The organism is Mucilaginibacter sp. PPCGB 2223 (assembly GCF_001705515.1).
Lineage (GTDB): Bacteria > Bacteroidota > Bacteroidia > Sphingobacteriales > Sphingobacteriaceae > Mucilaginibacter.
Genome location: NZ_MDJS01000001.1, coordinates 1,848,266 through 1,862,326 on the forward strand (window position 1 = coordinate 1,848,266; position 14,061 = coordinate 1,862,326).

Here is a 14,061-nt window from a genome sequence, read left to right on the forward strand (position 1 = left end):
TTTTATGTTGAAGCGTATAGCGAAGGGGTACAGCTCGTTAGATGTTTCTTTTTTAATGGGCTTTTCTTTCGATTTTATTAAATCTGTCGAAGAGCTTATGAATTTAGGCTTAGATTTTATAACTAACAACTTATATCTCCGAGCACTCCAGGATGACAATGACGGAATTGTATTCGATGATTTTGAAGCTAACGGAATTGTAACTTATAAGTTAGTTAGAATAACATATCCTGAACAGATTATTCACGAAGTTTTCAAAGTGTCTGATGAAGATGATCCAGAATTGATATTCAGGCTTTTTGAGATTAACCATCCTGTTAAGGCTCATAAAAATATGCAAGGCCAAGAGGACAGGCGAATGTTGTTAACGAAGTTTATCGACCTTCTTTTTTCTTCTACATATTTCCTTTCACCAAGAAAGCCTATTTCAATTTTCAATAGGTGTCAAATAGCTGTTGACGGTGAATTGAAGCCCTATGAGCTTCGCGAAATCTTGTTTGACATGTGCAAAAAGAAGTCCTATCCAAAATTAAGGGCTAAGGAACGTAAGGACGGTTTGACTTTCGAAAAAGTGTTCAAAATAGGTAATAAATCTATGTGAGTATGGAAATTATTGAATTAAAAGAGGTTGTAAACCAATTGGCTTTAAAAATAGGAATAGACAAGATTTACAGCATTGAATATTTTGAGGATGATATTACTTATCAAAATTTGCTGATTCTAACTTCTCCAGGCGAGGGAAGGAAGTTTGCTGAAATAGAACCTTTTATAAAAATGGCTTTAGTAGATCATTATACGGTCTCTTTTAAGTTATACCGTTCAGATGAAGTTAGGCAGGCTATTTTGAATGGTAATATATATTTTTTCATCAGTTGTTCTGAAAGCAATCTAATTTATGACAGCACTCAAAAAAAAATAATCCCTGAAATTTTATCGGCAAAGATAACCGACTGGAAACTTACAGTTTGTGAACGTTTTACTGCTTGGACTAATAAGACCACATCATTTTTGGTTGGAGCTGATTTTTATAACAATAAAGGTGATACGAATTTGACTGCATTTATGCTGCATCAGGTTTTAGAATTAACATATCGATCATTAATAAGTGCCTTGTTAATTAAGGAAAAAAAAACGCATGATTTAGGTGAATTGCAAGATTATGTTTTTCAGTACCTCCCTCAGTTGGGGAAATTGTTTAAAAAAGAGGTCCCCGAAGAACATGACATATTAAAAAAGTTAAACAAAGCATATTCTTCGGTTAGATATCAGCAGAACCATTTAGTCGATGATAAAATAATTCCCAAACTCTTTGAACGCGTGGAAACACTTCAGACAATATCGAAATGGACTATAGATATGATACTGGAACTGTTGGATAAAGAACACGAAAAAGCGTTAATGAGTGAATCGAAGGCAAACGGTAATATCAATATCGGTGAAGTCCAGTTTATTAATATTACTAATGATCATCGTTTTTTTGGTTCATCAGGAAAATTTAAAAATGCTTTATCCCTGGTAGTTGAATATTTGTGCCCAGATTACATTTATGTGTTTGGTAATAATATTAAACACATAACAAAATGCAACTTATTTACAGTTGAGGAAGTGAATAACAGTATACTTCATTATGATCTTTTAGTTATAACGTCAAAAGCTAATGTTCATTCAACTAATGTCAATAATGCTATTGAGAAACTTAATGATATCACCGCGAATTTGTTAATACATTCTAAACAAGAGGTTTTAAGTAAAGTGGAACGCGGAAACCCATTTTTTGTAAGAGTCATAGCGGACGGGCAATTGGTTTATCAAAAAACAGAACAGAATGAATTGCTCATAGCCTTAAAATCCAGCGACCAAAAAAAGCCTTCAGACAAATACTACTATTCATCATCACGGCTTAAACGCTCATTAGCGTTACTCAAGGCGGCAAACGAGATCCGTAATGAGGAATCAAACACTTCTGCGATGCTTTTTGCTTTAAGCACAGAACAAATCTGTCTGGCTCTATTATACACTTACATGGGCTATGTACCTAATATATATAGCTTATCGCATTTACTAAAAATGTGTAGAATCTTTTGGCCTGATGCGTATCCGTTTTTCCCAACTACAAAAGTGGGCTCTGTTAACCTACTAAATCTTTTGTCAAAAAGCATAACTGACGTCAGATACCATGTAGTGAATCCAATAAGTGCAGATAAATTCGACTTGTTGGTATCACATTGCAATTTCTTTATAGGATTAGCGGTGCAACATTGCCAGACAGAATTAGCGAAAGATATTAAATTATTGAATCAATAATATGGAGCAAAGTCAAGGAATAACCATGCCATTAGATTTTAAAATTGCATGTGTAATTTATCATCTGAAGCCAGAAAAAGTACTTCAAACTTTTATTAACCACGTGTCGTTTTTTATGTCTCTTAGTACAGATTATCTGCGAGGTTTTCGTGAAGCGACGAATACATTAGCAGAATTTTCATTTGAAAATATAAATTATAGTGCTTCCCCGGCTGAAAATAGAGATTTCACGATAAAGTGCGTTCGAAACGTGATTGAAATAAGTAAGAGGAATGGGATAAGCGCAGAAAAAAAAAGAAAAAAGTGCATTCCCATAGTGAGGCAATTAAATCTGTCATTAAACCACCAAATAACAAAACCGAAATTTTATTTGGATGAAAATACTGTCTTGGAGCTATGCGACGACTTCCGTATTAGGTGCGAAATGCTTCAACATACGCCGAAGGAGTTTTTAGAATATTTTATGTCAAAGATCTCCCTTGCAGACAGAGACGCAAGAATCGCACTAAACAAAATCAATGAAAATCCTGCTTTAGCTTTTTTTGAATTAGTTACACTCGGTTTAGGACGTAATGAGGACACGACAATTGTAAATGGCGAAGCGCAGCAAGATTTTATAGATGAATATCAAACAATTAAATATGAATTATTTATTGTTCGCGACTTGGAGGAACATCGCGCGTTGATGAAACAATTTTACTTAAAACATTATCAAGAATTAATTAAAGCAATATAATATGGAGTTTGAATATAAATCGGAATTACCGGAAGATTTTCAGCAACTATGTGATATTTTCCAAGTGCAGCCAACGGCTGTTGTTAAATCAATTTTGGATAAAATATCTTTTCCTTATTTCTATAGTCATATAAATGAAACAGGCAGATGGCCTACGTTTCTATTCTTAGAGTTACTCGACGAAAATTTTGATGAAAAAGAAATGGAATTCAACGAACCATATCTCGAACGGATCAATGATGCAGTTAAAGCTAATCTAAGAGGCGGTATCGGTACACCTGAAACCAAATCAAAGACAGAGAAAGCTATCAGAAATGTTATGAGGGAATGGCATAAAAATCTTGCAAAGGCGAGAGCTAAATATCTATTGGATAATTTGCCGAATGAAGATAGATTAGAATGAGGAATGACTTATTTCGTTTATTCTACAATGATTGGGATAAATCAGTAAGCCTTTAAAATTCTCCATTCTTCGACCGGAATATCTGATTTTTGAGCAAAGTCAATCGTACTCCAGATTTTGATTTCTTTGTCGATAAAAGAGTACAGTTTACGAATCCCCACTTCATGGTAATTAAATGTGGTGTTAATACCATTTTTTACCAGCCAGTCCTCCCAAAAGCCCTGGGGCGATAAAGGATGAATGTATACATCATCATCCCAATCATTGTTAAACCCAAAGACGAAGCCGGACACTTCTACCTTGTTTTGATCGTCAGAATTTTCAGGCAAGGTTGTTAATCTAAAATACACAGCGGGATAATGTCCGCCCTCAGTAAATAAATTTTCTACTTGTGTAAGTCTTCTATTATTTAATGCAAAGACATTTTCGGTAAGTAGCTCCACTAATTTTATCCATTGTAAATGGTCAATATTAATTAGCGGGTTCCTGGGAGGTAATTTAATTTCCATGGTCTATTTTATTAAGGAACAGGCTATCCATAGCCTGTTCCTCATGATACAATTAAATGTGAACCTTTGCTTTACGCGACTGCTTTTTTACTGGAGCATCCTCCTTTTGCTGCTCGCGTTGTTTTAGGCTCCTTACTGGTTTTTGTTCAGTCTGTAGCAATTCTTCCCGTTTTATTTTCTTCATCTGATGATCGTAAAGGTCAACAGTTTTGAATTGCGGGTTTGCGGCGACGAAATACTTTTTATCACCGTCATTGCCGCTGACAGTGATCTGCTGCACGTTTCCTTTTTTAAGTGAATATAATAGTTCCTCCTTTGCTTTTAGGTCTTCCAGCTCTTTGATACCCTTTCCGGCAATTACCTTTTCGACATCATAGCCATAGTTCTCATGGTAATGCTTTATCCGCTTATTTCCGTTCTCGGTAAGATTTTTATCGTCCAGCGTTAACCACGCCTGGTACTTTTGCCCCTCTAAATTGTACAGCTGTTTGTGCACGGCGCGGCCTTCCATTAAATTGAAGGCTTCTTTTGCGGTAATGCCGCTGCCTTTATTAATAAAAAAGGTTTGATCGATGTTCTTTGCTGGATCGTCCTTGTGGTTGATGGTCGCGTCGTATTTGTTAAAGAAATACATGTCCTGGTTATCACCAGCCTTGAAATGCAAGGTATAGTCAACCGTTTTTTGGTTAAACTCGTGTTGAAGCCCTAACCTAAATTCAGGTGTCTTAGCAGCCATTTCTTTATCCAGTTCAGCATTTAACTTGTCGCCAAACCCCAGATTTAGCAAGTTTTTTTTAAGAAATTCAGCATTTTGCATATTCATAACGAAATGATTAAAAAAATTAAATAAATGGTTAATTAAAGTGTATTGGCAGCTATTGCATTAACCGGCTGCTGCGCTGCCGGGGTGATTGTCTTTAAATCATCCATATCTTTTTGTTTGAGTTGCAGGTAAAGATGCCGGTTGCCATTCCGCTCGTATAATTCAATGTTAAGCGCCTGATCTTCCGAAAGCGAGAAGCGGTGAAAACCGAAAACTTTGGCAATCTCTTGTTTATGACCAATTGTAGTCTTTTTATGCAGGGTGGTTATTAATGGCACAATTTCCTGCTCGTGTGTTGCCATCCTTGCAACTGCTTTCAAGTCCCTGATATAGAACCGCACAAAATCAATTTCATAGGGCAGATTAGATTTGTTACGAATGTCCAGCCTGAAAAATATCCTATTACCAGCAAGAGACAGCTTATCGATCCAAGCTTTTATGCCGCCGGTCTTTTCGTGGTCTACCACGTCTTTGCGTTTTCCGGTAACTAATTGTGCAATAACGTTATTGTAGTTAAATTCAGCACTTTTAATGACCCTAATAGTCATTGGAGTTGCTCCATCAACATCAATCCGTTTTCCGGCACGTCCATAAGAATATTCGACGGGGATATGATAAACTTTTGCAGTGTTAACATCCTGCACCTTAATGCGAGTAGGTGTAAAATTTGCATCAAGTGCTTTAATGGTGATCAGGGCGTCTTCCTTTTGAGTTACATCAAAATCAGATGTTGGCTTGCTGATTAGTTTAACCGCGGACTTAAAGAATAAGGCTGTGGTTTTATCACGGCTCACATAAGCCGTATCCTGTGCATGGGAAACTGTTCCCCAGGCACCAAGAATGAAGATAATGAATGATTTTTTCATGGCATTTTGTTTAATTATCGCGGTCATTACTATCCTTTAAAAGGACTTCGTAACCGGCCTTTACTTTGACTTTGATCTGTTTAACCTTGTGGTTGAATAACCCTTTTGCGGCTTCAACACCCGCACTGGCGGCTTGTGCACCAACAGACTGGTCCATTGACATCATCTGCATGGATTGAACCGCGTCGCCAACGCCGTTTTTTGCAGCATCTCTGCCAATCGAACCAGGCACATATAATCCTTCCATACCATCAAGGTCGTAAACCGTAAGTGCGACAGGCAGAATGTTATTCAGGTAACGAATACTGGCAATTTTGATATCGAGGCGTTCATTATTTAACGCGCAGGTGCCATAGACAAAACTTCCCTTCGGGATCATTTTGCCGTTCACGTAAATGCCATCCAACAACCTCAATTTGATCACCGCACCGCTTACCAGCGTCTGGTCTTCATGCACAACCGCCTGAATGGTATTTCCAGCTTCTGCTGCGGTCGTGCGGTGTTTTTTTGCTTTACCACCGCCACCGTAAGATGCGTAGCTTACCTGTGCTTTATCATTTTCGGCATTTTCGTCATCATCGTCATTGGCTGCCATTACTGCATACACGCGTCCGTGGTTTTTCATGGATTGATTTCGCAGCCGGTTATTGGCGTTGCCGGGGTTTTGTATATCGTTAATTTGCTGCAGCATCTGGGTTAGCTGTTTCATTTCAGGATCGTTGCCGCCTCCATTGCCATTCATGGCTTTCATCATTAATTCCAGCCGTTTTACATCGGCAGAGGATTGAGGCGAGGAAGCGCCGCCGCCATAATTTGCCGGTTCCGGCTGATTGATCTGCTGATTGATAGCTGCAAGTTTAGCCTGGATCTTTGCTTCGTTGACATCGGCTATATTGGGACCACCTGTAAGGTTAGCGGTCGAGCGTTGTGTAGCCGAATCAACATGCTCGCCTTTGGCTGCATCCAGTCCCATTGATCTGACAAAACTTTCGCTAACACCGCTATTGGATGAACTTGCGGAGTCCGTTTTGGCAGTTTGATAAACACCCATTTTATCCTGCGCTTTTTGATCTTTGAACTGCGCCTGGGGAAGCGTGGCGTTTAGCCCGTGTGCATTGGTCTTTTCAAGGGCAGATGCCGATTGCCTGCCGCCACCTAATGCCCAAAAGGCCATCGTTAAAAATGGAATGATTAGCAGTGGTATTACTACTAAAAATTTACGCTCCTTTAGAAATTCAGGAGTATGCTGCGGTAATTGGCCGCTGTTCAATGCTGCATTCATGTTTTACTTTTTTTTAGTTAATGAATCTGTTAATTGACGTTTAATGAATTGGGGATCGGGAATGTCAGACGCCTGCCCGATATGGGCAGAAGTATAGTTTTGCTTTAATTTCGGCAGCTTATAAAAGCTGCAAAACGAGCTGCTGATCAGTAGGATGGACGTTAGAAACCCTATTGCGATAGCTATCTGTTTCTTTTGACGGGTAGAGTAAGCGTTAATCCACTTGTTAAGCCCGTTTGAAAATCGAAATTTCATATTGATAATTACGTTTGCCAACATTGCCGCAACTTTGTCGCTCACTTGTGCTGACGTTTTTTTATTTGAAAAAATCATAGCTTCTAATGTTGAATGATGGTGTCTCTATTTGCTATGGTTTCCCAATGCTGTATTAAAAAACCATGCGGGTTGTTATCCGACCTGGCTACGTTCCTCAAATATCCCTGCGTGATCAGGCTGCGGTTTGCGGTCGAAGTAGCGCGAATCAGCTTTTGGGTAGCAAAGCATTTGAAGTAATAGGGATATTGGTTGATATCTAATTGGATGCTATCGACCATAATCTGCTGGCTTATATTGCCGGAAATCAGATTGTTGTAGTAACTCTTTTCCTTCAGGTCATTGTATTGATTTTTGGCGCTCTCATCAGCGAGGTATAAGGCTTTGCCGATATTAGCATCGATCACCTTTTCATCAGGATCAAGTGTAAAAAAATAATGATGGAACATGCGGATATGATCCCGTGCTTCCACAGGAATATTATCCTTTCGGTCTGCCGCAAAAGCTTCCAATGCTTTACCATTTGCTAATATGTAGATATGGCTGCCAGCGATATTCGCTGCCTGGTAGCTTTTGTAAAGCGCAAAACAGGATATAATGGTGCAAGCGGCTATCAAAAAGTAGCTAAATAGCTTGATATGCCTAAAAGCAGTTTCGATGTTTTTAAGATGTGTGAACATGATTTTATAATTATGGTTAATGACTATTTACCAGCGATTTTTTGTGCTTGCCCGCCTGCGGCGGCAGGTTGACTCTTTGCAGCGCTATCCCAACCTTCCATGAAATTTTTAGGCATATTAACTATGTTATTTGCACCGTTTATCATGCGTTCGCCTGTAGCAGATCCAGCCTGAACAGTAGCAGAACTTGTCATTGCAGTTACTTTCTGAAGCAAGCCATTTCCACCGCCAGCATTAACGATGTAGTTCGCTACGCTTGGTACGGTGAAGTAGCCGATGATGCCAATAATTAAAAAGATGAGATAAGCGGTGTCTGTTGAGCTGAAGAAAGTGTCTCCTGCACTTTGAACCTGGCTGATATCAAGTTTCAGCATATTTTCCTGTACCTTACCTATGATCGCACCAAAGATATTAGCAACTGGCAGCCAGAGGAATACATTGATATATTTTGCCAGCCAGACGGTTAAAGTATGCTGAAATCCATCGAAGACGGCCAAACCAAAAACTATTGGCCCCAGTATGGCAAGAATAATCAGGTAAAAGGTACGGATGGTATTGATACATAATGCTGCTGCTTCATATAGCACTTGCAATACTTCGGACATCCATTGCTTTACGGAATTGCGGAAATTGTATGAAGCTTTGGCCATGGCGAATTTCACATCGTTTCCAACGCTGGCGAGCATTCCTTCCTTACTTCCGTCCTGATCGTCGGGATGAGTGTATTTATACCATTTATCCCGGTCGCCATCACCATCAGCTCCGACATACATTTGCCAGGTGTCGGTCTTTTCTACGGCTGCTTCTTTTGCTTTCAGTAATGCGGCAATGGCCGCATCAGAACTTTGCACCATGCCACCCGTGGCACTTACGGTAGGCGACATGATTCCGTTGATAATGGCGATAACCGTTGGAAATAAGAGTATAGCTAAACCTAAAGCAAATGGCCGCATCAGCGGATAGAAATCTATAGGCTCTGCACTGGCAATTTGCCGCCAAACCCGGCTGCCGATATACCATAATGCTCCAAATCCGGCTATTGCTCTACCGACTCCAATAAGTTGACTGCACATGGGCAGCATATCGTTATAAACGCCATTTAACGTGCCCTGCAAGCCCTGAATATCGGTGGCAAGTCCATCTGCTTTGGAAAATAAAGGAAAAGCTATCCCCGTTACCGCAAAAATTGCGGTTAAATAAATCTTCTTTTTCATAAAATTTGGGATTAGTTATTTAAACCATAGAGCTGTTTCATCGTTCGGGTATCGCCAGCATCCTTGCGCCGCTGGATATTCAGTATAAAGCCCTGCCGATTAAAATGCCGGAGATATTGGAGCTTATCACAACTGCTGGCGTAGATGCGATCTATTGCCCGCATCCGTTCATCGTCGGACATGCGTAGCTTGCCTGCGGTAAGGACATTGGTGAGGTCGTCGAGGTTTTGCAGGCTTTGATTAACCAGCTGATTATACACATTACTCATGTAATTTAACTCCCCGGCACTAAAAGAGCCACTCTGCCTAAACTGCTTGTAAGCACTTTTATATTCGCTTATTAAGCTTGCTTGTTGGGTAATGATATCAGCCACCCGCCCATAATTTCTTACCGTCGGATTTATGGATAGCAATCCATTTAGGTAAACACTGTGCAGATCAAAATTACCCTTTGACAATTGAGAAATACTTCCATAGCCTTGCTGATAGATTTGGTAGCCCATCTTCATATCACTTAAAATACCTTTCAATTGGGTAAGCTTTTCAATATCCAGTATGAGCTGCTGCATTTCCTGAGCCTGGGCGTTTGCATGATTCGCAGAACCCAGGCAAATGAACAATACCGGTATAATAACCACATGACTTAAATGCTTTTTCATACTTTACTATCTTATTGAATTCCGTAAATCTTTTTTTCAGAAACCACATTGTTGTTTTCCTGTACCCGCTGCACGGCGAATACTTTTACGTGATCGGCAAAGGCTGAAGCAAAGCGGTAATTGTTTTGCATAGCGGAATGGATCACCCCGATATGCTTCAACCGTTCTTCATCACTCATTTTTAGTTTGCTATCGGTCACCACGTTTTGCAGTTCGGTGATCTGCTGATCACAATCTTTGAGCAACGCAGTTTTTACCTGAGTGATGTATTTTTTTTCGCCGCCGTTAAGGTTAGCAGTTTTATCCAGCGAAGCCATACGGTTTAGAATATCTTGTTGCCATTGTAGTATATCGTTAACCTGTTTATTATTCTTTACTATCGGGCTAACATTATTAAGATTGTTGTAGTAAGTAGTATGTAGCCCGTTCTCTGACTTGAGAGATCCGGCAATTGAACCCAGGCCATTATGAGCTATGTTGTTGCCTGCTTTATAATAAGCAGCATACACCTGCAAGGCGGCTATCTGCTGTAACAAATATTTCTTTTGGGTACTTTTTTGCCTGAACCATTCCGCAAAGGTTTGCGCCCTTACGTTAGTCGCCAGTGCTGACGCGGCCACTGTCATTACGGTGAATGCCAGTAACTTTTTGCTTTTTCGCCGTAGCTCATTTGCCCGGAGTTTAATTTGGTTAATTGATTCCATAAAGCTTCTTAATTGATTGCGTGTCGCTCAAATCTTTGCTGCGGGCCAAGCTTAATTGAATTCCCTGATTATTGAACTGGTGGAGGTCATTATAATTTTCATCCAAATGATCGCTGGCCCTATTGATCAATTCAAGGCGCTGCTCATCCGTCATTTGAGTTTTTGCAGGGCTAACTACCAGCATAATTTCGTCCAGGTTCTTGACACTTGCATCTAATATTCCAGTGTACACCCGCTGCATATAATTTAATTCCTGTGGGTTGAAATGACTATCCTGCCGGAAAAGACTCCAGGCTCTTTTATATTCACTAACCAGGGCCGCTTGTTTTAAAGTAATATCCTTTATCCGCTGATATTTAGCTATGGTGGCTTTAATGTTTCCTAATTCAGTATAGTAACTACTGTATAATTGTCTTTGCTGCTCCGTCCAGCCCGAAATTTCCGTTAGCTTCGTTTTGGACATTTGATTTTCGATGACCTTTTGCGCGTTTTGCAACCAAATAGTTTTGTTCTGCATGCGCTGTACTTTCAGATCAATAGCTTTAATCACTTTGGTAACTGTAAGTTTTATTACTTCGCCAATTACGAACTGTGCTTTTGCTTGTCGTACCGGTAAGATAAACGTGATAAAAACCATCGAAGCCACTAATATTTTATGCAAATTTTTCATAATAACCTCCCTTATCCCTGTGTAAAGACAGGAATTACTGATTGATATGTAGAAAGTGTTATCTTATTTTCTTGTATGTAGAGTTCTTCAGAACTAAAGATTTACCATTATCCTTGAACAGAATTTGCCTGCCGAAATCAGTCTCAGATAACAGTTGCTTATCCTCATTCCAAGTTGCAAGCCAAGATGTCTTTTTGTATTCTTTGGGCATAATGACACCGTTCCGTATTTTTTGAAATCCGGAATTATTTTGGATACTGTAAGTATTCGACTTATTTGATGACAAAATCAATGTATCATAATCTATTGCATATTCGCCTTTAGTTTGTAACACGTATGTGCCGGAAAAATCAGTTGATTCCGTATGGCTTTTACAGCTATAAAAAAGTACGGCAAGTAATAAAACGATAAGAAATTTTAGTGCTTTCATAATTATAGTATTTAGTTTATGCTGCTTTTTCTAATTCTTCTCTGACAATGGCGGCTATAGCCAGCTTTACACTTCCAAACTTTTTTGTGTAAGCATGAACTTTTGCTTTTTCCGACGATTCAGTTGTGTAAGTCCAATATTCTTCCCGGCTCACTTCAGTGCGGTATACCTTTGAAAGCTGGCCGTTTAAGCTGATGAATACTTCCTTATATTTTAAGTTCTCGTCATTGTTGCGGTTCATGCTCATAATGAGCGCCGTTTCTTTGTCCGTAATGCCTAATAGCTGCTGTATTTTAGGAAAATCATTCTGATACTTCCGCTGGTCAAGTAAGATTTTGCAATCGCTGTTATTGATGATGGCTTGCTTTACAACCGGCGAACTGATTATATCTTCGATGTCCTGGGTAACCACCAATGCTTCACCGAAATATTTACGGACGGTTTTAAAGAGATATTTAATGTACTCCGCCATCCCTTCGCGTGCAATTGCTTTCCAGGCTTCCTCTATCAAAATCATTTTACGAACATCTTTCCCAAGTTTGCGCATTTTGGAAACGAAAGTTTCCATGATAATTAAGGTAACGACCGGAAATAAGATAGGATGGTCTTTGATGTTGTCCAGTTCGAAGACAATAAAGCGCCTTTGCAAAAGATCAAGGTTTTCTTTAGCATTCAGCAGGTAAGCGTATTCACCACCTTTATAGTATGGTTTCAATACAAATAGCATGTTATCTATATCAAAACGTTCATCTTTAACTTTTGATTGTTTCATAGCTTCATAAAAGTCCCCGTTCAAAAAATCGTAGAAACTGTCGAAACATGGGAATATGTCAGGTTGCCTTTTTAATTTTTCATAGTAGTGATACAAGGCGTCTGATATAGCTACATACTCTGAACGCTGAACCCCTTCGTCTTCCTTTTTCCATAAAGCGAGAATCATGGCTTTGATACTTTCCTTTTTCTCAGTGTCCAGATAATCACCATCAGCAATGTAAAAAGGATTAAAACTGATCGGCTCGTCTTCGGTATAAGTGAAATAATAACCGCCTACGAAGTCACAAAGTCCCTGATAACTATGCCCCACATCGACTAAAACCACATGGGAGCCTTGTTCAAAGTAGCTGCGAAGCAGGTGGTTAGTAAAAAACGACTTTCCGCTGCCAGATGGACCTAAGATAAATTTATTGCGATTAGTGGTTATTCCTTTTGTCATAGGGTCGTCGCTGATATCTACATGTACCGGCTTGCCGGATAAGCGGTCACCTAACCGTATACCACAAGGGCTGATGCTTGATTGATAATTTGTTTCCAGGTTTAAGAAACAGGTGGCCTGTTCAACGAATGTATCGAAGGTGTCATTCATTGGAAAGGCGGCTTCATTACCTGGTAAGCCCGACCACCAGATTTGGGCAGCTCCATCGGTTTCCTGTTTCGGCTGTGCATCCATTTGAGCCAGTGAGGAACTGACCTTATTTTTGAGATCCTTAAGAAGTGAAGGGTTATCAGTCCAGGCTAAAACATTGAAATGTGCCTTTACCGGTAACCGCTGCTGGCTGATCGCTTCGTTCAGAAAATCGTGCGTAGCATCCCGGCCTATGGCATTCTCCCTGGAATAAGCGGAGAGCGATTGTAAGCGCAATTTCTTTGCTTCCAGTCTTTTGATCGTTTGCTGGCTATCGCCTATAAAAATATACTGGTTATACAAATGGTTGCATTTGAGCAACGTACCTACTGGCGTAGCAAAGCCTGTACTGAATTTCGTTTTATCGGTACTGTATTTATCGTAAGTGATTCTTGGGCCGCATAATGCTGGCAGGTCTTCTGCATCGCTGAGGGTATATAGCTGACAATGGTTATCACCGATCCTTATCTCGTCCTGGATATGGATATCCTTTAATACTGGCGCTTCGTTTGGATTAAGCAAAAAGCAATACTGTTCCAAAACTCCTGCATGTTTTAATGTCCCGGCTAATTGATCATCATTTAGCCGGGATAAAGTGATTAAACCACTATCCTCTAACACCCGCACGAACTGGCCGGCGCTATCCTGAAAGTCTCTGAATAATTCATCGCACGTAGTTTGTACGGGAACAATACGTTTACGCATTAATGAACTTACTGCGCTCGAATGCTGTTTAAATTTATCAGGTTTTTTGGTTAAAAAGATATGGCAGTGATGATGCAAAAACTCGCGTTCGTGAAAGTAGCGTTCACTGGAATGGGAAAGAAACGTCTTAACCTGCTGATGGCCTTCCTTTGCAAAAACAGCTTCATACCTGTCTCTAATGAACCAGTCCTGCTTGTGGAATACCGTGTTTTTGGGTAGCAGCTTTAAAGCCTTAATAATAACCTCGTGAAAGGCCAGATATTCGTCATTTGACAGGGTAAAAATTTCAGGGAGGTTTACTTTATAACCGATTGTAAGATCGCCATTAGCGGAAACCATGGAGTTATGCTCCACCTTATATACAGGAAATACCTGTTCTGCTTTGCTGTGTGATGCCATGA

General features: G+C 39.8%; 16 protein-coding genes. 4 read left to right on the plus strand and 12 right to left on the minus strand.

Translation table 11 applies throughout. From position 1 onward, the window contains the following. Positions 1–4 precede the first annotated feature (4 nt). From BEL04_RS08010 to BEL04_RS08025, 4 genes are read left to right on the plus strand one after another with little or no spacing between them, the layout of a single operon-like run. A complete protein-coding gene (locus BEL04_RS08010; protein WP_139112954.1) occupies positions 5–601 on the plus strand; it encodes a hypothetical protein in 597 nt (198 codons plus the stop codon). Between the two features lie 2 nt (positions 602–603). Beyond that, positions 604–2,304 (plus strand): HEPN domain-containing protein, encoded by a 1,701-nt coding sequence (locus tag BEL04_RS08015; RefSeq protein WP_066002088.1) that lies wholly within the window; start codon positions 604–606, stop codon positions 2,302–2,304. Between the two features lies 1 nt (position 2,305). After that, positions 2,306–3,040, plus strand: coding sequence for a hypothetical protein (locus BEL04_RS08020; protein ID WP_066002090.1), 735 nt, complete (start codon positions 2,306–2,308; stop codon positions 3,038–3,040). A gap of 1 nt (position 3,041) precedes the next feature. Continuing rightward, complete coding sequence (locus BEL04_RS08025) at positions 3,042–3,443, plus strand: hypothetical protein (protein WP_066002092.1); 402 nt, start codon at positions 3,042–3,044, stop codon at positions 3,441–3,443. 41 nt (positions 3,444–3,484) lie between these two features. Here the strand turns inward: BEL04_RS08025 and BEL04_RS08030 are convergent, their stop codons facing one another. Genes BEL04_RS08030 through BEL04_RS08085 form a run of 12 tightly spaced genes read right to left on the minus strand, consistent with a single transcriptional unit; the run spans position 3,485 to position 14,059 of the window. Further along, positions 3,485–3,952, minus strand: coding sequence for a hypothetical protein (locus BEL04_RS08030; RefSeq protein ID WP_066002095.1), 468 nt, complete (start codon positions 3,950–3,952; stop codon positions 3,485–3,487). A gap of 52 nt (positions 3,953–4,004) precedes the next feature. Further along, positions 4,005–4,775, minus strand: a complete 771-nt coding sequence (locus tag BEL04_RS08035; RefSeq protein ID WP_066002097.1) for a hypothetical protein — start codon at positions 4,773–4,775, stop codon at positions 4,005–4,007. A gap of 35 nt (positions 4,776–4,810) precedes the next feature. Then, positions 4,811–5,641: a DUF4138 domain-containing protein gene (locus BEL04_RS08040; protein ID WP_175404024.1), complete on the minus strand. Its 831-nt coding sequence runs from the start codon at positions 5,639–5,641 to the stop codon at positions 4,811–4,813. A 10-nt stretch (positions 5,642–5,651) separates the two neighbouring features. Beyond that, entirely contained in the window at positions 5,652–6,923 is a 1,272-nt protein-coding gene (traM, locus tag BEL04_RS08045; protein WP_066002100.1) for a conjugative transposon protein TraM, read from the minus strand. 3 nt (positions 6,924–6,926) lie between these two features. Next, positions 6,927–7,256 (minus strand): hypothetical protein, encoded by a 330-nt coding sequence (locus BEL04_RS08050; protein WP_066002101.1) that lies wholly within the window; start codon positions 7,254–7,256, stop codon positions 6,927–6,929. Positions 7,257–7,261: 5 nt separating this feature from the next. Then, positions 7,262–7,876 carry a conjugative transposon protein TraK gene (traK, locus tag BEL04_RS08055; protein ID WP_066002103.1) on the minus strand — a complete coding sequence of 205 codons (615 nt, stop codon included), beginning with the start codon at positions 7,874–7,876 and terminating at the stop codon, positions 7,262–7,264. Between the two features lie 23 nt (positions 7,877–7,899). After that, a complete protein-coding gene (gene traJ / locus BEL04_RS08060; RefSeq protein ID WP_066002106.1) occupies positions 7,900–9,090 on the minus strand; it encodes a conjugative transposon protein TraJ in 1,191 nt (396 codons plus the stop codon). An 11-nt stretch (positions 9,091–9,101) separates the two neighbouring features. Further along, positions 9,102–9,749 carry a hypothetical protein gene (locus BEL04_RS08065; RefSeq protein WP_066002109.1) on the minus strand — a complete coding sequence of 216 codons (648 nt, stop codon included), beginning with the start codon at positions 9,747–9,749 and terminating at the stop codon, positions 9,102–9,104. A gap of 11 nt (positions 9,750–9,760) precedes the next feature. Beyond that, the gene (locus tag BEL04_RS08070) at positions 9,761–10,453 is read right to left on the minus strand and encodes a hypothetical protein (RefSeq protein WP_083227810.1); all 693 of its coding nucleotides are present in this window, start codon (positions 10,451–10,453) and stop codon (positions 9,761–9,763) included. After that, positions 10,440–11,123 (minus strand): conjugal transfer protein TraI, encoded by a 684-nt coding sequence (locus tag BEL04_RS08075; RefSeq protein ID WP_066002111.1) that lies wholly within the window; start codon positions 11,121–11,123, stop codon positions 10,440–10,442. Before BEL04_RS08075 ends, BEL04_RS08070 begins: the two co-directional genes overlap by 14 nt. Before the next feature lie 58 nt (positions 11,124–11,181). Then, positions 11,182–11,553: a hypothetical protein gene (locus BEL04_RS08080; protein WP_066002114.1), complete on the minus strand. Its 372-nt coding sequence runs from the start codon at positions 11,551–11,553 to the stop codon at positions 11,182–11,184. Between the two features lie 16 nt (positions 11,554–11,569). Then, a complete protein-coding gene (locus BEL04_RS08085; RefSeq protein WP_066002116.1) occupies positions 11,570–14,059 on the minus strand; it encodes a TraG family conjugative transposon ATPase in 2,490 nt (829 codons plus the stop codon). Between the last annotated feature and the right edge of the window lie 2 nt (positions 14,060–14,061).

Coding starts and splice junctions, on each gene's coding strand:
- BEL04_RS08010 (WP_139112954.1), top strand. CDS start 5: ATGTTGAAGCGTATAGCGAAGGGGTACAGCTCGTTAGATGTTTCTTTT.
- BEL04_RS08015 (WP_066002088.1), top strand. CDS start 604: ATGGAAATTATTGAATTAAAAGAGGTTGTAAACCAATTGGCTTTAAAA.
- BEL04_RS08020 (WP_066002090.1), top strand. CDS start 2,306: ATGGAGCAAAGTCAAGGAATAACCATGCCATTAGATTTTAAAATTGCA.
- BEL04_RS08025 (WP_066002092.1), top strand. CDS start 3,042: ATGGAGTTTGAATATAAATCGGAATTACCGGAAGATTTTCAGCAACTA.
- BEL04_RS08030 (WP_066002095.1), bottom strand. CDS start 3,952: ATGGAAATTAAATTACCTCCCAGGAACCCGCTAATTAATATTGACCAT.
- BEL04_RS08035 (WP_066002097.1), bottom strand. CDS start 4,775: ATGAATATGCAAAATGCTGAATTTCTTAAAAAAAACTTGCTAAATCTG.
- BEL04_RS08040 (WP_175404024.1), bottom strand. CDS start 5,641: ATGAAAAAATCATTCATTATCTTCATTCTTGGTGCCTGGGGAACAGTT.
- traM (WP_066002100.1), bottom strand. CDS start 6,923: ATGAATGCAGCATTGAACAGCGGCCAATTACCGCAGCATACTCCTGAA.
- BEL04_RS08050 (WP_066002101.1), bottom strand. CDS start 7,256: ATGATTTTTTCAAATAAAAAAACGTCAGCACAAGTGAGCGACAAAGTT.
- traK (WP_066002103.1), bottom strand. CDS start 7,876: ATGTTCACACATCTTAAAAACATCGAAACTGCTTTTAGGCATATCAAG.
- traJ (WP_066002106.1), bottom strand. CDS start 9,090: ATGAAAAAGAAGATTTATTTAACCGCAATTTTTGCGGTAACGGGGATA.
- BEL04_RS08065 (WP_066002109.1), bottom strand. CDS start 9,749: ATGAAAAAGCATTTAAGTCATGTGGTTATTATACCGGTATTGTTCATT.
- BEL04_RS08070 (WP_083227810.1), bottom strand. CDS start 10,453: ATGGAATCAATTAACCAAATTAAACTCCGGGCAAATGAGCTACGGCGA.
- BEL04_RS08075 (WP_066002111.1), bottom strand. CDS start 11,123: ATGAAAAATTTGCATAAAATATTAGTGGCTTCGATGGTTTTTATCACG.
- BEL04_RS08080 (WP_066002114.1), bottom strand. CDS start 11,553: ATGAAAGCACTAAAATTTCTTATCGTTTTATTACTTGCCGTACTTTTT.
- BEL04_RS08085 (WP_066002116.1), bottom strand. CDS start 14,059: ATGGCATCACACAGCAAAGCAGAACAGGTATTTCCTGTATATAAGGTG.